This is a genomic window from Pseudarthrobacter sp. S3, from assembly GCF_050156905.1.
Classification (GTDB): domain Bacteria; phylum Actinomycetota; class Actinomycetes; order Actinomycetales; family Micrococcaceae; genus Arthrobacter.
The window spans coordinates 666,647-685,891 of sequence record NZ_CP189583.1 but is presented as its reverse complement, the minus strand read 5'-3'; the positions used below and the strand labels follow the sequence as shown (position 1 = coordinate 685,891).

The window sequence follows — 19,245 nt, the reverse complement described above, 5'->3', positions numbered from 1 at the left end:
CCAGGGAGCGGGAACGTGTACCACTGATGGTGGCGCAGGGGCGGGTATGCCGGTCAGGCGTGGTTCTTAGGCATCCGACGGGAACGTTCCGAGCAGGCCGGAAACCAGCTCCACCACGGCCTCGTCCGCGGCAACGGCAGGATCCACCAGTGCAAGGACAGCCCGCACACGGTCCGCGCCTTCCAGCTGGTTGGCCGCGGCCACCTCAGCTGCCAGCGGATCGTGAAATGCCTCGGCCGCGGCGCTGAAATCCATCCAGGCAGCGATCATCAGTGCGGCAGCGGCACCGGACCTGCCCTGGGCCCTCTCGGCCAGGAGGACGGGCACTGAGCGCATGCGCAGCTTGGTGCTGCCGTCCATGGCAATCTGGGCCAGGTGGTGGGCAATGCGTGCGTTGCTGAAGCGTGCCAGCAGTGCGGCGCGGTACGCCTGGATCTGAAGGTCCGCGCCACCGGTCGCGGCGCCGGCGAGGTTCGTTTCGGCCTCGTCCCAGAAGCTTTCGATGGCGGACAGGCACTGCGGGTCCGCGAGGGCCTGCGCCACGGTGGTGTGTCCGCGGAGCTGGCCGGCGTAGGCCAGCAGGGAGTGGGCGCCGTTCAGGAGCCACAGCTTGCGGTTCTCGTAGGGCTCGATGTGGTCCACGAAGACCGCGCCGGCATCTTCCCAGCGCGGCCGGCCGGCGGGAAACTCTCCGCTGAGCACCCAGTTGGTGAACGGCTCGGCCACTACGGGCGAGTTGTCTCGGTAGCCGCAGGCGGCCTCGACGGCGGCTATGTCCGCTTCCGTGGTGCGCGGCGTGATCCGGTCCACGGACGTGCTGACAAAACTGACGTTTTCCTCGACCCAGGCCGCGAGCCCGGCGTCCCAGGCCTGCGCCAGGCCCGCCACGGCGTTGCGGGCTACCGTGCCGTTGTTGGCGAGGTTGTCGCAGCAGACGACGGCGAGCGGCCCGGCTCCGGCAGCCCGTCGCGCGGCGAGGGCGAAGACAAGCCGGCCCAGCGGCGACGAAGGGCCTCCGCTGCCCGAAGCCAGCAGCGCAAGGTCGCCGGCGACGTCGGACGCTGTAGTGTCCAGCTGTCCGTCGGCACCAATCCGGTACGCCGCTTCGGTGACCGTCAAGGTGACCATTGCGGTGGAAGGCGCCGAAACGAGCTCTGCGAGCCGCTGCACGTCCGCACCGTCTACCGCTTCAACGATGCTGCCGACGACGGCGAACGAGTCGCCGCTGTCAGCGCGCTTCACGAGCGTAAAGAGGCCGTCCTGCTTGGCAAGAGCCAAGGCAGCGGCCGGGCTGCGGCCGGTGAAAGCGGCAATGCCCCAGTCCGCGGCGTCGCTGGCCTGGCCTGTGTACCAGGCCTGGTGCGAACGGTGGAAGGCACCGAGTCCGAGGTGGACGATCCGAACCGGCGGCTTGGCGGCGACGTGCGTGGTCCGGTTCAACTGCGGAAGCAATTCCGCAGCCTCGACTGCTGCGTCGGTCTGTTCGATACTCACAGTTTGAAAACCCTTCGCGGGGAGGAATCGACGGTGTCCACGATGATTTCGTGGGCGCGGTCTTCACTGACGCGGTGCTCGGCCACGAGGCGGGCCAGGAAGGAGGCCTCGATCCGGCGGGAGGCATCGTGGCGGCCGGGGATGGAACAGAAGGCCCTGGTGTCGTCGATGAAACCGGAGGAGCGGGAGAACCCGGCCGTTTCGGTCACGGCGGACCGGAACCGGAGCATGGCATCCGGGGCGTCCAGGAACCACCAGGGCGCGCCGAGGTAGACGGACGGGTAGAAGCCAGCCAGGGGTGCGAGCTCGCGGGAAAAAACGGTCTCGTCCAGCGTGAACAGCACAAGGTGGAAGTCCTCGGCCGTGCCGAAGTCCTGCAGCAGCGGGCGGATGGCTTCCGTGTAGTTGGTGGCGAAGGGGATGTCGTGGCCGGTGTCCGCGCCGAATGCCTCGAACGTGGGCGTGTGGTGGTTCCGGAACGAACCCGGGTGGATGGTCATGACCAGGCCGTCCTCGACCGACATGCGACCCATCTGGTACATCATGTGCGCCTCGAAGGTGTTGCGGTCCCCGGCGGTGGCCTTGCCAACGCGGGCGAGCTCGAAGATGCGCTCGGCTTCGGCGCGGTCCAGCTTGAGCGTTGCCGGGGTGGCCACACCATGGTCTGCCGAGACTGCGCCGTGCCCCACGAAGTAGCGACGGCGGTTTTCCAGGGCGGTGATGTAGCCCGCGTAGCCGTTGGCGCCGTCACCGGCGGTTTCAATCAGGCGGTCAACGTTGGCGCTCCAGGTGGGGTGCGCAATGTTGAGGTAGGCGTCCGGGCGGAACGTGGGCAGAACGCGGCCGTTGAAGGTGGCGTCCTCGGCGATGGCCTTGTGGCTGGCGAGGTTGTCCAGGGGATCGTCTGTGGTAGCCAGGACCTCGATATTGAAGTCCTTGAAAAGCTGGCGGGGAAGGAACCCGGGCTCTCCGAGTTTGGCGGCGATGGCGTCATAGCTGGCATCAGCGGACATCTCGCCCAGCTCTGCGCCCAGGTTGAAAACACTGTGGAACTGATCGCGCAGCCAGTAGCCGGAGGCCGTGCCCTCGAACAGCGGCCAGGCAGTCACGAACGTGCGCCAGATTTCGCGTGACTCGGGGGCGTTGGGACCGCCGGGCCGCAGCGTGTCCAGGGAGGCGCCGTTGGCATGGATCAGGCGCGTGACATAGTGGTCCGGACTGACCAGCAGCGCTGCCGGGTCAGGAAACGGCGTGTTGTGCTCGATGACAGCGGCATCAACGTGTCCATGCGGGGAGATGATGGGGAGGTCCTGTACGCGCGCCAGGAGGTCCCGCGCAATGCTGCGCGTTCCGGGGTCGGCGGGCAGGAGCCTGTCTGGGTTGGCAGCAATCGACTGTGACATAGATCAATAATCTGCCTGGCGCAGAGGTTTGTCAACCGGTTGCCATAATTTGCCAAAGGCTGGGATCGGCCCTCCCGGGACTCACTTCGTGGGCAGGATCCTACCGCTGGAGCCTCGCAGCACCAGCTCAGTCTCGACGCTCAAGGTGCCGGCCTGTTCCCCACTTCCGTGAAGAAAGTCCAGCAGGCGCTTGGCGGCTGCCTCGCCGCACTCCCCCAGCGGCGAACGCACGGTGGTGAGCGGCGGCGTCGTGAAATCCGCGCCGAAAATGTCGTCAAAGCCAATGATGCTGATGTGGTCAGGCACCACTACGCCGGCAGCCTGGAGCTCCTGCATAAGCCCGATGGCCAGCAGGTCGTTATACGTCAGGACCGCCGTGGCGCCGCTGGCGCGGACATCACGCGCAGTCTTCCGGCCGCCGTCGACCGTTGGTTTGGTGGATTCGAGCCGCACGGCCTCGAGCCGGGACCAGTCGCACGCTGCCTGCACACCCTCCCACCGGCGCTCGGACATCCAGGATTCCGGGGGCCCCGCCACATAGGCAACCTTCGCGTGGCCGTTGGCGGCCAGGCTGCGGACCGCCTCGCTGATCCCCTTGTTGACGTCCGGCACCACGCACGGCACGCCCTCCACTTCGCGGTTGATGACCACCACGGGTTTGTCTTGGGCCAAGGCGCGGATGTTGTCATCGTCCATGCGCGGGCTCGCCAGAATAAGGCCGTCTACGGTGGCCATCAGCCGCCGGGCGGCAGTCAGTTCAGTTGCCGCGGACTCCGCCGACTCTGCGAGCACCAGAGTGTAGTCCCGGCTGGTTGCCGTGGTCTCGGCGCCGCGGATGATGTCAAAGAAGGTGGGGTTGGTAATGTCCGCGACGATGAGGCCGAATGTATTGGTCTTTCCTGTGGGAAGGGCGCGCGCGAACGGATTGACCTGGTAGTTCAGCTCGGCAGCCGCGTCCTCGATGAGCTTCTGTGTTTTGGAGCTGACCCTGCCCGGCTTGCTGAGCGCGCGGGAAACGGTGGACGCATTGACGCCAGCCAACTTGGCGATGTCATAGATGGTCGCGCTGGATTTGCCGTCGCGGCCGTGCTTTTTGACCGAGCCAGCGGGTGGGGCGGCGTCCGGCGTTTGGGGTTCAGTCACCGCCCCATCCTAACGATGAAACCACTCAATCAGGTCGCAGCTGTGGCCGTTTTGATGGTCGAAAACGGCCACAGCTGCGACTCAGCTTCGCTGCTTGCCCGGGAGGTTACGTGCGCTGCGCGAACTTGCCCTCTTCGGCGATGCGCTTGTTGAGCTCGGCGAGGAACTCGTTCTCGTCGAAGTCCAGTCCCACTTCCCTGCCGGTCCAGGCTGAGAGGTGGATGGCGTTGGCCAGGCGGACGCCGTTGATGCCGTCCGAGCCCGGAGCCAGCAGCGGCGTGCCGTCCAGGATGTTGGCGGCGAAGTTCTCCAGGACACCTGCGTGCTGTCCGCCCCAGACAGACTCGAACTCGATGACCTCGGTGGTGTAGTACTGCTCCGGGTTCAGCTGGCCCATGAAGAGCTTGCGGACATCGTCCATGTCCATGCCGTCGCTGAGTTCGCGCTCGGGCTTGTGCAGACGTGTGACCGTGGCCGTCTTACTGCCTTCGACGACGATCTTGCCCTGGTCCCCCAGGATTTCGAAGCGGTCGGTGCCGGTCAGATCGTGGGTGGCGGTGACAAAGACGCCGGTAACGCCGTCTCCATAGTCAACTACCGCGGTCACTTCATCTTCGACGGCGATGTCGCGGCGGAAGCCGAATGAGACTTTGGAGTACACGGACTTCGGCACGCCGCAGATCCACTGCCAGAGGTCCAGCTGGTGCGGGGCCTGGTTGACCAGGACGCCGCCGCCCTCGCCGCCCCACGTCGCGCGCCATTCGCTCGAGTTGTAGTAGCCCTGGGGACGCCACCAGTTGGTGATGATCCAGTTGCTGCGACGGATCTTGCCGATCTCGCCGTTTTCCACAATCTCTTTGAGCTTCTTGTACAGCGGATTGTTGCGCTGATTGAACATAATGCCGAAGGACAGTTCCGGCTTGCTGGCAGCGAACTCGTTCAGTTCCTTGACCTGCTTGGTGTAGACGCCTGCCGGCTTCTCCACCAGCGCGTGGATGTTGCGCTTCAGGGTCTCGATGCCCATTTCGGGATGCAGGAAGTGCGGCACGCAGGTCACAACGGCGTCAACGTCGCCGCTTTCCAGCATGGCGATGTAGTCGTTATAGAAAGGTGCGTCCGGGTAGGTGGCCGTGGCCAGTTCCTTCTTGGCCGGATCGGTATCGCAAATGGCTCCGATCACCATGTTGGGGACCAAGCCGTCCGTGATGAACTTGGCGTAGGCGCTGCCCTGCTGACCCAGGCCAATAATGCCGAGGCGTACTTTCTTGCTCACAGTTATCTGTCCTTTTTCGTTGGTTGGACTTGTTAGAAGAGTTCGGACTGGCCCATGGCCACCAGGTTGTCGTAGGAGGTCTGCAGCGCTTCCCAGACCGTGCGGCCATAGAGTTCATCCTGCTCCACCAGCAGGTACCGCGCGCCGGCAGCCTGCGCGGCCGGAATGATGGAGGCGAAGTCGAGGTTGCCTTCGCCCACTTCGGCGAACTGGACGACACTCTTAAACTCCGCCATGAATCCGGCCGCGTCCCCGGTCTCCAACAGGCCGAAGGCGGTCTCAGACAGTTCGCCGATGCGGTAGTCCTTCAGATGGACCATGGCCGTGCGGCCGGCGTACTTTTCGAGGGTACGGACCGGGTCCAGGGCGCCGCGCTGTACCCAGTGCACATCGATTTCCATACCCATGGCCGGGGAGTTCTCGGCGATGATGTCCAGCATGTGTTTGCCGTCGAACTTCGCGAACTCGACGTGATGATTGTGGTAATACAGCCCCAGGACCTGCTCCTGCAGCCGTTCGGCGTATTCGTTGGCCTGCTTGGCGAAGTCAACGACGGCGCCGATCGACTTCATCGCGGGGAACGGCAGCATGCCGATCCGCAGCAGTTTCGAATCCAGCCGCTTGGCATCGTCCACAATCTTGTCGAAATGCTCCGCCAGGGAGTCGCCGGGCCGGCCCTTGGGGGTTTCCATGGCTACGGACAGGGCCGCTATGTCCATGCCCAGTTCGCCGCGGGAGCGGTCCAGCTCAGCGACGTTTTCCGGCGTCATCGGGATCTGGGAGATCTCGACGGCGTTGTAGCCGATGCCGCTGACCTGACGGAGCGTTTCGAACGCCCCGATTTCGGTAAAGCTGTCCTTCAGCATCATTGCCTGTACGCCAATCTTGGCCACTTTTTCTTCCATGGTTTTCGCTGTTGAGTAAATCTCGGTCCGGCCTTAGGCGGAGACGCCGGCCTGTCCGGCCTGCACCGTCCTAAGGCGCTCAACCGCTTGCCGCATGCTATTCAGGTAACTGTCGCCGCCGTGTCCGGGTAGCTCTGGCGGTAAATCTCCTTGACGATTTTCAGAGACTTCTCGGCCTCTTCGGGGTTGATCCAGAACGAGCCCTGGTCACCGAGCCGGGCATAGAAGTCGCTGATGAGAAGCTCGTGTGAGACGCCCCAGTAGGCGCGTCCGCCGGACCCCACCACACGCTCGGCGACCACGTCCACGCGGCCGTCCGCGTAGGTGACGGTCAGGTCCCCGCGAAGGCTGAGAGTCGCTTTTTCGGTGACGATGTCCAAAGTAACCGGCGCATTTACCGCGTTGGCGAGCGTGGCATAGAAGGCGCTGCGTGCACCGTTGGCGTGCTCGGCAACGAACTCCGCGGTGTCCTCCACCTCGATGGTTTCGCCCAGGAACCTGGCGGCCGCGTTGCCGGACAACGAAACGACGTCACCCACCAGCCATTGCAACAGGTCAACGGTGTGGATGGCCTGGTTCATCATGAGCCCGCCGCCGCCACCTGCCCACGTGCCGCGCCACGGCCGGCTGCGGTAGTAGTCGGCGTCGCGGTGCCACAGCACCGTGGCCGAAGCCCCCACTACGGCGCCCAGTTCGCCGGAAGAAAGCAGGGCATGCATGGCCTGCGCAGTGGCGTTGTACCGGTTCTGGAAACAGACGCCGATCTTGGCACTGGACGCCTTTGCAGCCGCCACGAGCCGGCGGCCTTCCTCGAGCGTGTGTGCAAGCGGCTTTTCCACAATCACATTGACGCCATGTTCAAGGCAGTCGGCCGCGATCGCGGCGTGCGTGTTGTGCGGGGTCGTAACGTGCACAACATCCGGTCCCACGGCCTCGATCAGGCTGAGATGATCAGGGAATCCCGGGACGCCGTAGGCGGCCACGGCAGCCGCGAGGCGGCCGGGATCTGAGTCACAGACCCCTGCCAGCCGCGCGCCGTCGAGCTTTGCGATGGCCTCGAAGTGGACTGCGGACACGTCACCGCAGCCGACGACCGCGGCTTTGAGGCCGGTCACGAAAGTTCGATTCCGTTCTTGGCAGCAAGGCCCGCAAAGGCGCGGGCTGCGGTGCCGAAGGCAACCGGCCCGGAGAAGCCGCCCAGTTCGTGATGGCTGGCCAGGTGCGGCTCAAGGGAGGCAAAGCCTGCGTAACCGTCCGCCTTCAGTGCGGCAATGGTGGCGTCCAGTTCGCCGTCGCCCTGTCCGGAAGGCACAACCTCACCGGTGGCCATGATGGCGTCCTTGACCTGGAGGTATTCGAGGTAGGGGCGGAGCATGGCGTAGCCGTCGGTGAAGGGCCGGACGCCCACCTGGACGAAGTTGGCGTTGTCCCAGGCGACGCGCAGGGCCGGCGAGTCGACGGACTCCATGATGTCCAGGACGCGCTGCGGCGTATCGCCGTAGATGTCCTTTTCGTTCTCGTGCAAAAGTACGACGCCGGCGCTTTCGGCTTCAGCGGTCAGTGCCCGCATGCGGGTGATGACGTCGTCGCGGATTTCTTCCGGCGTCTGGGTTTCACTCCGGTAGAAGGAGAAGATCCGGATGTACTTGGTATCCAATCCCTTGGCCACGGAGATGATCTGGCGGAGGCGCTCCACCTCGTGCTCCACGGGCAGGCTGATGTCCACCTTGCCGACGGGGCTGGCCACGGCGGAGACCTTCAGGCCCTTGGCGTCCATGAGTTCCTTGAGCTCGGAGACCTGCTCAGGCGTCAGTTCGGAGACGTTGACGCCCCAGGCGCTGCGTACTTCGATGTAGCTCGCGCCCAGTGCCAGCATGACGGCAGCCTGGATGGCGGGGTCCGGATCCACCTCATCGCCGAATCCGGAGAGCTGCCAGGCCGTCCTTGTCTTTTCGGTTGATGTTTCGGTCACGGGAATCTCCTTGGGTGTGCCCGCGACGGGACAGCCTAGGTACCGCTCCGGCGCGCGGGTGACTCAATTCACAAAAAAGTGCTGGCTTTAGTCTAGACACGTCCCCTGTTAATGACAACCGATTGCCAAATGATTGCATGCTGTGGCAATCTAGGAGCTGCAGGGCGTTGGCAACCATCACAAGCCCCTGTCACCCCGTTCAGTGAGGAGCGCGCCATGGCGACGCAAGCGGCCGGAATCTACCGCCCTGCCACCATCCACGACATCGCCGCGATCTGCGGCGTGGCCGCCTCCACCGTGTCCCGCGCACTGTCCACCCCGGACCGGGTAAACATCCGTACGCGCGCCCGCCGCGAAGCGGCAGCCGCCGAGCTGAACTACACGCCGAACAGCCAGGCGAAGGCCCTGAGCTCCGGCCGTACCGGCGCCGTCGGCGTCCTGGTGCCTGACATCACCAATCCCTTTTACTTTGACCTCATCCGGGGCACCCAGCTGCAGCTCAAGGCTGCCGGCTACACCCAGCTGCTCGTGGACACTGAAGAGTCCGACGAGGTGGAGGCCTCCACCATGGAGCAGCTGCGCAAGAGCGCCGACGGAATCATCGTCGCCGCGTCCAGGCTCAATGATGAGTCGCTGTTGGCGGCTGCGGCCAAGATTCCCCTGGTGGCCGTCAACCGCGACGTAGCGGGCGTTCCCGCCGTCGTGATCGACACGCCGTCCGCCACCAGCCAGGCCCTGGACCATCTGATTTCCCTCGGCCACACGCGCGTCGCCTACATGGCCGGTCCCTTCACATCCCAGTCCAGCGCTCTTCGCTGGGCGGCACTGGCCGCCGCCGCCGAGGAACGCGGCGTGGACGTGCGCAGGCTTGGCCCGTTCGCCCCCAAGACACAATCAGGTGCCGCGGCGGCCGACGCTGCGGTGCACTCCGGCGTCACCGCCTGTATTGCCTTCAACGACCTCATCGCCATCGGCATGCTCCAGCGGCTGCGCGAACGCGGCATCCGGGTTCCGGCGGACATCAGCGTGGTGGGCTGCGACGACATCTTTGGCGCGGACTTCTCCAATCCCCCGCTGACCACCATGACATCGCCGATCGAACAGGCTGGCCGCGTGGCCGTGTCCATGCTCCTGGCCCAACTCAACCCACCGGCGGGCGGTGGCAGCCGCAGCCGTTCGCTGATGCCCACGCACCTGACCGTCCGCGGTTCAACCGGCGCGGCACCCGGAACGCGGTAGCCCCCGGGTGCCCCAGCGTCCGTTCGCACTGGAGTGCCCCAGTGTCCGTTCGCACTGAAACGTTGGTGGTCTGGGTGGACACAGTTGAGCGTTGTTGACAGCGCTGACTAGGCTGGATCACATGCGCGAACTCCAGGCCACCATCATCGAAGAAATGGGCGTGCAGCCCCGGATCGACCCCTTCGGGGAGGTGCGCAAGCGGGTGGATTTCCTGAAGGATTACCTCCGGGCAACCCACACGAAGGGCTTTGTCCTGGGCATCTCGGGCGGGCTGGACTCCTCCCTCGCCGGCAGGCTGGCCCAGCTGGCCGTGGAGGAGCTTGAGGCCGAAGGCGTGGAGGCCAACTTCGTGGCGGTCCGCCTTCCCTATGGCATCCAGCACGACGAAGACGACGCCCAGGCCGCCCTGGACTTCATCCAGGCCAAGACGGAATGGACCTTCAACATCTCCGCCGCCGTGGATGGCTTCGAGGACGAATTCGAGAAAACGGTGGGGAACGGCATCTCCGATTTCCACAAGGGAAACACCAAGGCACGCACGCGGATGATCGCGCAGTACGCCCTGGCCGGCGAGCACAACTACCTGGTGATCGGCACCGACCACGGCGCAGAGTCCGTCACCGGGTTCTTCACGAAATTCGGCGACGGCGGCGCGGACATCCTGCCCCTGTTCGGCCTCAACAAACGCCAGAACCGCGAACTGCTGGCCGAACTGGGCGCCCCTGCCCGTGTTTGGGAAAAAGTACCCACCGCCGACCTCCTGGACGGCAAGCCCGGACGTACCGACGAGGACGAACTGGGCCTGACTTATGACCAGATCGATGATTACCTCGAAGGCCGGGAGATCCCCGAAGCGGCCGCTGAGCTGATCGAGCAGAAGTACCTCCGCACGCGCCACAAGCGCACCGTGCCTGTCACCATCTTCGACACATGGTGGAAATAGGCTGAGCCGAGGCACTTCCGGCCAGCGGCGGCAGCCCGGGACTATCTGCCGCCCAGTTTGTTGGTCATCCGGTGGGCTTCCTCCATCAGCAACTTGCCCAGGAGATCCTGCCGTTCCGGCCGGAACCGGGGTTCGATCCCGGTGAGTGAAAGGGCACCGACCGGCCTGCCCAGCTGGTCGAACACGGCAGCCCCCATGCCCCAGCTGCCTTCAAGCACCAGGCCGGGATTCACGGCAAAGCCATGCAGCCGGGTCAGTTCCAGATTCCGGCGGAGCACGTCCAGGCTGTGGCCTGCTGCGAAACCGCCGGCGTGCCCGTCCCAGCCGGACAGGATGGCGTCCTGTTCCTCGTCCGGGAGGAACGCCATGATCGCCGTCCCAGCCGAGGCCACGCCCAGCGGAAAACGGACTCCCTCATGCAGCACAAAGGAGCGTACCGGAAAGCTTCCCTCTTCCCGCAGCACGCAGACCGTCTCCTGGCCCCTGCGGATGGAATAGAAGGCGCTCTCGCCGGTCTCCTCCGCCAGCCGGCGAAGGCTTGGCCGGGCCAGGTCTTCAAACGGGAAGCGGGCCGCCGCCACTGATCCCAGCAGGAAAATCTCCGGGCCCAGGATCCAGTTTCCGCTGTGGGTATCGTGGTCCAGTAGGCCCTCCGCGGCAAGGGAGGCCAGCAGCCGGTGGACGGTGGGACGGGTCAGCCCCGACTCCCGGACCAGCCCGGAAATCGAGCTGCCCTCGGGCTTCCGGCCCACAAGCCGGAGCAGTGAGGCGACGCGGCCCACCACTTGAGCCCCTTGGACTGGATTTGTCATTCCACTCACCACATTTCAAGAAATCCTCCACAATGTGGACACCTCTAAGCTTAGCGTCCACGCTATGAAATATCTTCCCTGCTGGGCGAACCACACCGTTGACCAACTTTCGCGAGCGCCCTAGGCTCCTTCTTCAGGCCCTATGTCCACAAGGTGGATACCCCGAACGGCTCTGCACGCTCGATGACGAGGAGACGGAATGTCCAAACTGAAATCCAACGCCGCCGCTGCCCTGGCCGAAGTGATCCGGGACGGCATGACGCTCGCCGTCGGCGGCTTTGGCCTGAGCGGCATCCCGGCCGACCTCATCGAGGCCGTGCGCGATTCCGGCGTGCGTGATCTGACCGTGGTGTCCAACAACATGGGCGTTGACGGCAAGGGCTTGGGTGTGCTGATCGAAGCCGGCCAGGTCCGCAAAGTGATCGCATCGTATGTCGGCGAGAACAGACTCTTCGCCGAGCAGTACCTCGCGGGCCTGCTTGAGGTGGAGTTCACGCCGCAGGGCACGCTGGCCGAGCGCCTTCGCGCCGGCGGCGCCGGGATCCCCGCCTTTTACACCAAAACCGGCGTGGGCACGCTGGTCGCGGAAGGAAAACCGCTGGCAGAGTTCGACGGCGAAACGTACGTCCAGGAGCGCGCCATCCGCGCCGACGTCGCCTTGGTCCACGCCCACACCGCGGACACGGAGGGGAACCTGATCTACCGCTTCACGGCCCGGAACTTCAACCCCGTGGTGGCCACCGCAGGCCTGGTAACCATCGCCGAGGCGGAAGTCATCGTGGAGGCAGGCGCACTGGATCCGAACCATATTGTCACCCCGGGCGTGTACGTCCAGCACCTGGTCCAGGCGAGCGGCCGGGTGAAGGACATCGAACAGCGCACCGTCCGCACCCGGGAAGCGGCACCAGTCCCCGCCTGAACGGCTACAGCCTGAACCAACCCGCAGCGCGAACGAACACATAAGCCCCACAAAACTTTGAGCCCCAAGGAGAACCCATGGCCTGGACCAGGGATGAAATGGCTGCCATCGCAGCCGAGGAACTGAACGACGGCGACTACGTGAACCTGGGCATCGGCATCCCAACGCTGGTGGCCAACAACCTGCCCGACGGAGTCCGCGTGATCCTGCAGAGCGAAAACGGACTGCTCGGCATGGGTCCGTTTCCCTATGAGGGTGAGGAAGATGCCGACCTCATCAACGCCGGCAAGCAGACCGTCACGGTCCTGCCCGGCGGCAGCATCTTCGACTCCCCCACATCGTTCGGCATGATCCGCGGCGGCCACGTCAAGGTGGCCATCCTGGGCGCCATGCAGGTCTCCGGCAACGGCGACCTCGCCAACTGGACCATCCCCGGAAAAATGGTCAAGGGCATGGGCGGCGCCATGGACCTCGTTGCCGGAACGCCGCGCGTGGTGGTCCTGACCGAGCACAACGCCAAGGACGGCACGGCGAAGATCGTCACCGAATGCACCCTGCCACTCACGGGCCTGCGGTGCGTGGACCGGATCATTAGCGACCTCGCGGTTTTTGACATCGTGAAAATCGAACAAGAAGCAGACGACGACGGCGGGCTGCAGCTCACGCTGACCCGCCTTGCGCCGGGGGTCACCGTGGAGAAAATCCGTGAAAAGACCGACGCCGCGTTCACCGTCGCCCTGGACGCGGCACTGCACGAAGCAACATTGAACGAAACATCACTGGAAGGAGCCACGGCATGAGCCTGAAGGAACAGTTTGGCAAGGATGTCCTGCTTACCGGCTGGGGTCACAGCCGGTTCGGCAAGCTCACCGACGAGACCCTCGAATCCCTGATCGTCCAGGTGGCCACCGCGGCCATCAGCAACGCCGGGATCGAGGCTGGCCTGATCGACGAGATCTACCTGGGCCAGTTCAACTCCGGCATGATGCCGCTGGCCTTCCCGTCGTCCCTGGCGCTGCAGGTCTCGCCGGACCTGGCCAACGTCGCGGCCACCCGAGTGGAGAACGCCTGCGCCTCCGGCTCCGCGGCGTTCCAGCAGGGTACTAAAGCCCTGTTGGCCGGTACTGCCAAAACCGTCCTGGTGATCGGCGCCGAGAAAATGACCCACGCCGGTGCCGACGTTGTGGGGGCCGCCCTGCTGGGCGCTGACTACGACATGGCCGGCCAGACGTCTACCACCGGCTTTACAGGCCTGTTCGCGGACGTCGCCAAGCACTACGACAAGCGCTATGGCCGCGGCGACGGAAAGCTGGGTGACGTGCTTGGCTCCATCGCGGCCAAGAACCACCGCAACGGCGTGGACAACCCCTACGCCCAGCTCCGCAAGGACCTCGGTGAGGAGTTCTGCCGCACCATTTCGGACAAGAACCCCATGGTGGCCGATCCCCTGCGCCGCACCGACTGCTCCCCCGTATCCGACGGCGCCGCCGCCGTTGTACTCTCCGTCTCACCAACCGGCGGAGTGGCTCAGCCGGTAAGGCTCGCCGGTTTTGGCCACGCGAACGACTTCTTTCCGGCCGAACGGCGGGACCCCACCGCCTTCGCTGCCACCCGGGTGTCCTGGCAGCGCGCGCTGGGGATGGCCGGCGTCGGGCTTGAAGACCTGGACTTCGCCGAGGTTCACGACTGCTTCACCATTGCCGAGCTGCTGATGTACGAGGCCATGGGACTGACCGAGCCGGGCCAGGGCGCCCGCGCCATCGGGGAAGGCTGGGTCTTCAAGGACGGCAAGCTGCCGGTCAACGTCTCGGGCGGGCTCAAGGCCAAAGGCCACCCCGTCGGCGCCACCGGCGTCTCCCAGCACGTCATCGCCGCCATGCAGCTCACCGGCACGGCAGGAGCGATGCAGCTGGCCAACCCGCGCCGTGCCGCAGTCCAGAACATGGGCGGCGTAGGCATCGCCAACTACGTCAGCATCCTCGAGGCCGTCTAAGAAGCAACGCGGGGTCACATTACGCCCTTGCAGACCAGATTATCGGGCCAAATGTGACCCCGCGTTGGATTTACAGGGGGCTAGCCTGTCCGAATCAGGTTGGCGATCTCCACAAAGCCCAGGCGTTCGGCGTTCTCCCGGGCGGTCCGGCCTTGGGGATCCCGGATGTTCGGGTCCCCGCCGGCCTCCAAGAGCAGCCGGACCACGTCCTGCTGCCGGGGCCCGCCGTTGTTGAGCAGGATGGCCTCCTGCATGGCGGTCCAGCCGAGGCTGTTCACATGGTTCACGGGCACCCTGGCGGCCAGGAGGATGCGGACCGTCTCCACGTGGCCGTGCTCGCTCGCGGGAATCAGCGCAGTCCCGCCATACCGGTTGGTGCTGGCAACGTCCGCTCCGGCCCCCAGCGTCAGCCGGAGAACGTCGTTGAATCCCTCGGCTCCGGCATAGAGGAACGCGGAATCCTGGATTGCGTCCTTGGCGTTCACATTGCCGCCGCGGCCAATGAGCTCGCCGACCAGCGCCACGTTGTTCGCCTTCGCCGCGGCGACCAGTTCCTGGTCAAGCTGTGCCTGTGCCTCGCCGGACAGCACTGGCGCCGTGGTGGCTGCCGGTGTGGACGGTCCGGATGGTTGCTGGCTGCCCGGGTTGACCAGGACGTACGACGGCGGCGCCTCCAGCCGCTGCGGCTCACCGGGACCCGCCTGGCAGGCGGCCAGGCACAATGCAACCCCAGCCGCGAGCGTGAGTACCGCCGCGGCCCTGCGTGCCCGGCGCCAAGTCCTGAACCGCCTCATGGAGCCGAGCCTACTTGGCCGGGCTGGCTGCCAGCGCGGCGATAGCCTCGGCGCCGGCTGTGGCGCAGGCCTCGTCCAGATTCCCGTCGGGGGCGCCGCCCACTCCGATGCCTGCCACGGACACACCGTTCACCTTAAGCGGGACGCCACCGGCGAGGAACAGGGTGCCGGGGAGGTCCGCAATGCTGGGCCCGTTGCCGTTGACGCGCTTGGCCAGCTCACTGGTCGGCGCACCGAACGCGGCGGCGGTGTAGGCCTTCTGCTTGGCTGCTTCGATCGTGTGCTCGGCGGCGTTGTCGCCGCGCAGGAGCGCCTGGACGGTGCCGAACCTGTCCACCAGTGCCACCGTGACGAACGGCAGCTTGTCCGCCTGGCATTTGGCGAGGGCTGCCCGGACTGCGTCGGAAGAGGCGCCCACAGCGATGCGGTTCTGCGCCACGACAGTTTCCGGCGCCTGCGGGATGTCGACGGCGGGTACGGCGGCAGGGGCGGCCACTTGGCTGGTCCCGGCATTGGCTGCAACGGTCAGCCCTCCGGTGAGCAGCAAAGCTCCGGCGGCGGCAGCGGCGGCAATCTTGTTGGACTTCTTCACGGTGATCTCCTTGGGTTGATGGACGCGTGTTGATGGACCCACGTTGGCGGAATGGGGCCCACGTTGGCGGAAATGCCCTCATGGGCATCGGCTCCATCCATCCTGTCCAGGCCAGCCGGAACAAACATCGGGCCTTCGGCTGTGCCGGGCTCCCCCGAAAGGCCAGCGGCATCAGCCAAAAGACTGAGAGACCAGTAGCGGCACGGGCAATAGCATGGGATAGGAACACTCCTGACCTGAACCGGACCCCATGCCCTCCCCAGCCACTCCCCGCAAAACCCTGACAGCCGGATCCCCACCGACCACCGGATCCTCCCTCCCTGCCGAGCCTGCCTCGGCAGCCGGCCGGTTCGGCCGGTTCGGCCGGATCGACGCCGCCGTCCACTTGGGCTTCGCGGTCCTGCTCGTCGCGTCGGCCGTCCGCTATGTCATGCGGCACAGCCTGCCGGACAACCTCCTGGTCCTCGGCCTGGCAGGAGCGGTGTGCGCCCTGTACGCCGTGATCGCTGCACTTGCCCGGCAGAGACGCCCGTGGGCGCTCTGGATGCTCGCGTTTGTGGCCGTCTGGGCTGCGCTGGTCATTGCCGCACCCAGCTTTGGCTGGTGTTCCTTTGCGATTTTCTTCCTGTGCCGCACCGCCTTTACGGGCGCTGTAGGCTACGTGGCGGCGGGCGCAACGGCGGCCGCCACCGCCGTCGGGCTGTTCCGGCTCAGCGACGGGACGGACCTCGCGATGCTGCTGGGACCGCTCGCCGTCGGCGTGATGCTGACGCTGATCCATGACCGGATCGAGCACGATGCCGCGGAACAGCGGCGCCTCCATGCCGAGGTTTCGCTGGCACAGGGGCAGCTGGCGGCCAGCGAGCGCCGGGCCGGCACCATCGCCGAACGCGAACGGATATCGCAGGAGATCCACGACACCGTGACGCAGGGCCTGGCCAGCAGCCTGCTGCTCCTGGAGGCCGCTGGCCGTTCGTGGCCGGGCCAGGCATCGCGCCAGGAGCTCAGCCAGGCTACGGAGCTGCTGCGCCGGAACCTTTCCGAGACCCGCAGCCTGGTCCACGAGCTCGCCGCCCCGGGCCTTGACGCGTCGCCGCTTCCCGAGGCCCTGCACCAAGCGGCCGCCCAGTACGTCCCGCACGCCCGGCTCCTGGTCACCGGCGAGCCGGGGGACGTTCCTCCGGAAGTCCGGCACGCCTTGTTGCGGGTGGTCCAAAGCGCGGCCGCGAACATCCAGCAGCACGCGCACGCGACCACCACAACCCTGACGCTGGGGTTCCTTCCTGATTCGGTCACCCTTGATATCTACGACGACGGAACAGGCTTTGACCCGTCGGCGGCAGCACCGCCGTCGGACGCCGGGGGATACGGACTGCGGGCCATGCGCCAGCGTGTGGAGCAGCTGGGCGGCGTATTCTCGGTTGAAAGCACCCTCGGCGATGGGACCATTGTGGCCGCACAAGTACCGGTTCGGGTGCAGTCAGTGCCACCAGGGCAGCAGAGCACCCGGGACGACGCATGACCGGCATCACCGTCCTCCTGGTGGACGACCATTTGGTGGTCCGGAGCGGGCTCAAGGCGCTACTGGGCACGCAGCCTGACTTTGACGTGGTGGCCGAGGCCGCCTCCGGCGAGGATGCCCTGGGGCTGGTGGAACAGCACTCCCCTGCCGTGGTGGTGATGGATCTGGCCATGGGCGCCGGAATGGACGGGATCGAGGCCATCAAGCAGCTGCGCCAGCGCAACAGCCGGCAGGCCATCCTGGTGTTCACCACGTACGATTCGGACGCGGACATTGTCCGGGCCGTGGACGCAGGCGCCATGGGCTACCTCCTCAAGGACGCCGCCCCGGACGAAATCTTTGCCGCCATCCGCGGTGCCATGCAGGGGAAAAGCGTGATGAGCGCCCCGGTGGCCTCCCGGCTCTTCCAGCAGCTGCGCAATCCCGACGAGGTCCTGACGCCCCGGGAAGCTGAGCTGCTAAGCCTCCTGACCGAGGGGCTCAGCAACCGGGAGCTGGGCCAGCGGCTCTTCATTTCCGAGGCTACGGTCAAGACCCATCTGGCGCATATCTACGCCAAGCTCGGGGTGGAAACCCGCGCCGCGGCCATCGCCACGGCCATCCGCCGGGAGGGTATGCGCTAGCCCGGACCACGTAATTCCCGGGTACCACTTCAGTAACAGCAGTGACAATTGATGACTGCAGCTATTGCACGCCCACCGCGCAGCCCCTAGGTTTGAGACAGCGGACTACAGACTCCGCGTCTGCCTGCCGTCCGAGCAGGACCAGAAAAGGGTTACAAAGGAAGTTAGCAATGGCAACAGGCACAGTTAAATGGTTCAACGCTGAAAAGGGCTTTGGCTTCATCGCTCCGGACGACGGATCCGCCGATGTTTTCGCGCACTACTCGGCAATCGCCAGCAGCGGCTACCGCTCGCTGGATGAGAACCAGAAAGTCGAATTCGATGTGACCCAAGGTCCCAAGGGCCCGCAGGCAGAGAACATTCGCCCGCTCTAAGGTTCTGATCAACTGCCCTGTCCGTGCTGCAAAGCATGGCCAGGGCAGTTTTTTGTTAAGCTCCCCATGACCCGTGAATTTCTAGACGAAAGCCGATTTTCCGGTGACGGCCCGGCCCACAATCAGCGAGTTGATTTCGTAGCTGCCCTCATAGGTATAGAGGATTTCGGCATCACCAAACAGCTTGCCCATTTCATAGTCCGAGCTGATTCCGTTGCCGCCCAGCAGCGACCGTCCCATCGCCACCGACGCTCGGGCCAGCCGGGTGCACGTGGACTTTGCCATAGCCGCCTGCGCCATTTCCAGCTTGCCATCCGTCTGGATCCGGGCGAGCTGGGCCATCAACGCCAGTGACGCGGAGGCGTTGCCCAGGATCTCCGCCAGTTGCTGCTGGACCAGCTGGAAGCATGCCAGTTCCTTGCCGAATTGCCTGCGTTCCAGTGAGTAGGAACGGGCGACGTCGAACGCGGCCAGTTGGATCCCGGCACCCTGCCAGCCAACCCAGGCACGCGAATCCCGCAGGAGCTCGTTGGCTTTGGAGAAGTCGGTGGCGCCCGGCAGCATGTTGGACGCCGGAATCCTGACGTTGTCCAGCACGATGTCCGCGTTCTGCATGATCCGCAGGCCGATCTTGTTGGCAATCTTGGTTGCCCGGTAGCCAGCGCGGTCCGTCTCCACAATGAAGCCCTTGATGTGCCCGTCCGCAGCGTCGCGCGCCCACACCAGGGCAAAGTCCGCGATGGTCCCGGAGCCTATCCAGCGTTTGGCGCCATTGATCACCCACTCGCCGTCCTCGAGCCGCGCGGATGTTTCCAGCCCGCCGGCGATATCAGAGCCGTGATCGGGTTCGGTCAGGGCGAAGGCGCCGAGTTGGGTAAAGTTCTCCAGGCCAGGCAGCCAGCGCTGCTTCTGTTCCTCAGAGCCGAGGGCGTCGATCATCCCCACAATCAGTTCGTTGTGGATCCCTACCAGGGCCGACAGCGAAACGTCCGCCCTGGCGACTTCGACGTACATCAGGCCCTTGAAGAGCTTGGATGTGCCGTCCGTCTGCAGCCTGCCCAGCCCGTGCTTGCCCATTTCCGCCAGCAACCCGAACGGGAATTCCTCGCGGTTCCAGTAGCCGATGGATGCCTGGCGCACCGTGGACTGCAGGAACACCCGGATCTCCAGGTAGCGCACGCGTTCGGCCGCGGGCAGGAGGTCCACGATGTGCATCAGGTCCGCCTCGGGAAAGGGCAGGGCTT

General features: G+C 65.4%; 19 protein-coding genes. 8 read left to right on the top strand and 11 right to left on the bottom strand.

Annotated elements, in window-relative coordinates; translation table 11 throughout:
• Positions 1-66: 66 nt before the first annotated feature.
• From ACQCSV_RS03405 to ACQCSV_RS03375, 7 genes are all read right to left on the bottom strand, one after another.
• Positions 67-1,494, bottom strand: coding sequence for a mannitol dehydrogenase family protein (locus tag ACQCSV_RS03405; RefSeq protein WP_354155331.1), 1,428 nt, complete (start codon positions 1,492-1,494; stop codon positions 67-69).
• Positions 1,491-2,897 carry a glucuronate isomerase gene (uxaC, locus tag ACQCSV_RS03400; protein ID WP_354155332.1) on the bottom strand — a complete coding sequence of 469 codons (1,407 nt, stop codon included), beginning with the start codon at positions 2,895-2,897 and terminating at the stop codon, positions 1,491-1,493. Before uxaC ends, ACQCSV_RS03405 begins: the two co-directional genes overlap by 4 nt.
• Before the next feature lie 81 nt (positions 2,898-2,978).
• Positions 2,979-4,040: a LacI family DNA-binding transcriptional regulator gene (locus ACQCSV_RS03395; RefSeq protein WP_354155333.1), complete on the bottom strand. Its 1,062-nt coding sequence runs from the start codon at positions 4,038-4,040 to the stop codon at positions 2,979-2,981.
• 106 nt (positions 4,041-4,146) lie between these two features.
• Complete coding sequence (locus tag ACQCSV_RS03390) at positions 4,147-5,313, bottom strand: Gfo/Idh/MocA family oxidoreductase (protein ID WP_354155334.1); 1,167 nt, start codon at positions 5,311-5,313, stop codon at positions 4,147-4,149.
• A gap of 32 nt (positions 5,314-5,345) precedes the next feature.
• The gene (locus ACQCSV_RS03385) at positions 5,346-6,218 is read right to left on the bottom strand and encodes a sugar phosphate isomerase/epimerase family protein (protein WP_426939156.1); all 873 of its coding nucleotides are present in this window, start codon (positions 6,216-6,218) and stop codon (positions 5,346-5,348) included.
• Between the two features lie 101 nt (positions 6,219-6,319).
• Positions 6,320-7,333, bottom strand: a complete 1,014-nt coding sequence (locus ACQCSV_RS03380) for a Gfo/Idh/MocA family oxidoreductase (protein ID WP_354155336.1) — start codon at positions 7,331-7,333, stop codon at positions 6,320-6,322.
• A complete protein-coding gene (locus ACQCSV_RS03375) occupies positions 7,330-8,190 on the bottom strand; it encodes a sugar phosphate isomerase/epimerase family protein (RefSeq protein ID WP_354155337.1) in 861 nt (286 codons plus the stop codon). The genes ACQCSV_RS03380 and ACQCSV_RS03375 overlap by 4 nt, the downstream gene beginning before the upstream one ends.
• Positions 8,191-8,406: 216 nt before the next feature.
• Between ACQCSV_RS03375 and ACQCSV_RS03370 the strand changes: the two genes are divergently transcribed.
• On the top strand, positions 8,407-9,429 hold the full coding sequence (locus ACQCSV_RS03370; RefSeq protein WP_426939155.1) for a LacI family DNA-binding transcriptional regulator: 1,023 nt from the start codon (positions 8,407-8,409) through the stop codon (positions 9,427-9,429).
• A 121-nt stretch (positions 9,430-9,550) separates the two neighbouring features.
• The gene (gene nadE, locus ACQCSV_RS03365) at positions 9,551-10,372 is read left to right on the top strand and encodes an ammonia-dependent NAD(+) synthetase (RefSeq protein ID WP_185262419.1); all 822 of its coding nucleotides are present in this window, start codon (positions 9,551-9,553) and stop codon (positions 10,370-10,372) included.
• A 41-nt stretch (positions 10,373-10,413) separates the two neighbouring features.
• Here nadE and ACQCSV_RS03360 read toward each other — a convergent pair whose 3' ends face one another.
• A complete protein-coding gene (locus ACQCSV_RS03360) occupies positions 10,414-11,184 on the bottom strand; it encodes an IclR family transcriptional regulator (protein ID WP_354155339.1) in 771 nt (256 codons plus the stop codon).
• A gap of 199 nt (positions 11,185-11,383) precedes the next feature.
• On the opposite strand from ACQCSV_RS03360, the gene ACQCSV_RS03355 reads away from it, so the two are divergent.
• From ACQCSV_RS03355 to ACQCSV_RS03345, 3 genes are all read left to right on the top strand, one after another.
• Complete coding sequence (locus tag ACQCSV_RS03355; protein WP_354155340.1) at positions 11,384-12,103, top strand: CoA transferase subunit A; 720 nt, start codon at positions 11,384-11,386, stop codon at positions 12,101-12,103.
• Between the two features lie 77 nt (positions 12,104-12,180).
• Positions 12,181-12,903: a CoA transferase subunit B gene (locus ACQCSV_RS03350; RefSeq protein ID WP_426939154.1), complete on the top strand. Its 723-nt coding sequence runs from the start codon at positions 12,181-12,183 to the stop codon at positions 12,901-12,903.
• Positions 12,900-14,096, top strand: coding sequence for an acetyl-CoA acetyltransferase (locus ACQCSV_RS03345; protein ID WP_426939153.1), 1,197 nt, complete (start codon positions 12,900-12,902; stop codon positions 14,094-14,096). The genes ACQCSV_RS03350 and ACQCSV_RS03345 overlap by 4 nt, the downstream gene beginning before the upstream one ends.
• A gap of 80 nt (positions 14,097-14,176) precedes the next feature.
• Here the strand turns inward: ACQCSV_RS03345 and ACQCSV_RS03340 are convergent, their stop codons facing one another.
• Entirely contained in the window at positions 14,177-14,890 is a 714-nt protein-coding gene (locus ACQCSV_RS03340) for an ankyrin repeat domain-containing protein (RefSeq protein WP_426939152.1), read from the bottom strand.
• Between the two features lie 10 nt (positions 14,891-14,900).
• Positions 14,901-15,482: a heme-binding protein gene (locus tag ACQCSV_RS03335; RefSeq protein ID WP_354155344.1), complete on the bottom strand. Its 582-nt coding sequence runs from the start codon at positions 15,480-15,482 to the stop codon at positions 14,901-14,903.
• A 250-nt stretch (positions 15,483-15,732) separates the two neighbouring features.
• Here ACQCSV_RS03335 and ACQCSV_RS03330 point away from each other — a divergent pair, with 250 nt between their 5' ends.
• The 3 genes from ACQCSV_RS03330 (at position 15,733) to ACQCSV_RS03320 (ending at position 18,001) form a co-directional block, all read left to right on the top strand.
• Positions 15,733-17,004, top strand: a complete 1,272-nt coding sequence (locus tag ACQCSV_RS03330; RefSeq protein WP_426939151.1) for a sensor histidine kinase — start codon at positions 15,733-15,735, stop codon at positions 17,002-17,004.
• Positions 17,001-17,627: a response regulator transcription factor gene (locus ACQCSV_RS03325; protein ID WP_354155346.1), complete on the top strand. Its 627-nt coding sequence runs from the start codon at positions 17,001-17,003 to the stop codon at positions 17,625-17,627. The genes ACQCSV_RS03330 and ACQCSV_RS03325 overlap by 4 nt, the downstream gene beginning before the upstream one ends.
• A gap of 170 nt (positions 17,628-17,797) precedes the next feature.
• A complete protein-coding gene (locus ACQCSV_RS03320) occupies positions 17,798-18,001 on the top strand; it encodes a cold-shock protein (RefSeq protein WP_013599688.1) in 204 nt (67 codons plus the stop codon).
• 81 nt (positions 18,002-18,082) lie between these two features.
• On the opposite strand, the gene ACQCSV_RS03315 is transcribed toward ACQCSV_RS03320, so the two are convergent.
• The gene (locus tag ACQCSV_RS03315) at positions 18,083-19,216 is read right to left on the bottom strand and encodes an acyl-CoA dehydrogenase family protein (RefSeq protein WP_354155433.1); all 1,134 of its coding nucleotides are present in this window, start codon (positions 19,214-19,216) and stop codon (positions 18,083-18,085) included.
• Positions 19,217-19,245 lie beyond the last annotated feature (29 nt).

Bases quoted from the DNA above. Each gene is read 5' to 3' on its own strand.
- ACQCSV_RS03345 (WP_426939153.1), top strand. From the start codon at position 12,900: ATGAGCCTGAAGGAACAGTTTGGCAAGGATGTCCTGCTTACCGGCTGG.
- ACQCSV_RS03340 (WP_426939152.1), bottom strand. From the start codon at position 14,890: ATGAGGCGGTTCAGGACTTGGCGCCGGGCACGCAGGGCCGCGGCGGTA.
- ACQCSV_RS03350 (WP_426939154.1), top strand. From the start codon at position 12,181: ATGGCCTGGACCAGGGATGAAATGGCTGCCATCGCAGCCGAGGAACTG.
- ACQCSV_RS03355 (WP_354155340.1), top strand. From the start codon at position 11,384: ATGTCCAAACTGAAATCCAACGCCGCCGCTGCCCTGGCCGAAGTGATC.
- ACQCSV_RS03325 (WP_354155346.1), top strand. From the start codon at position 17,001: ATGACCGGCATCACCGTCCTCCTGGTGGACGACCATTTGGTGGTCCGG.
- ACQCSV_RS03385 (WP_426939156.1), bottom strand. From the start codon at position 6,218: ATGGAAGAAAAAGTGGCCAAGATTGGCGTACAGGCAATGATGCTGAAG.
- ACQCSV_RS03370 (WP_426939155.1), top strand. From the start codon at position 8,407: ATGGCGACGCAAGCGGCCGGAATCTACCGCCCTGCCACCATCCACGAC.
- ACQCSV_RS03315 (WP_354155433.1), bottom strand. From the start codon at position 19,216: ATGCACATCGTGGACCTCCTGCCCGCGGCCGAACGCGTGCGCTACCTG.
- ACQCSV_RS03360 (WP_354155339.1), bottom strand. From the start codon at position 11,184: ATGACAAATCCAGTCCAAGGGGCTCAAGTGGTGGGCCGCGTCGCCTCA.
- uxaC (WP_354155332.1), bottom strand. From the start codon at position 2,897: ATGTCACAGTCGATTGCTGCCAACCCAGACAGGCTCCTGCCCGCCGAC.
- ACQCSV_RS03330 (WP_426939151.1), top strand. From the start codon at position 15,733: ATGCCCTCCCCAGCCACTCCCCGCAAAACCCTGACAGCCGGATCCCCA.
- ACQCSV_RS03320 (WP_013599688.1), top strand. From the start codon at position 17,798: ATGGCAACAGGCACAGTTAAATGGTTCAACGCTGAAAAGGGCTTTGGC.
- nadE (WP_185262419.1), top strand. From the start codon at position 9,551: ATGCGCGAACTCCAGGCCACCATCATCGAAGAAATGGGCGTGCAGCCC.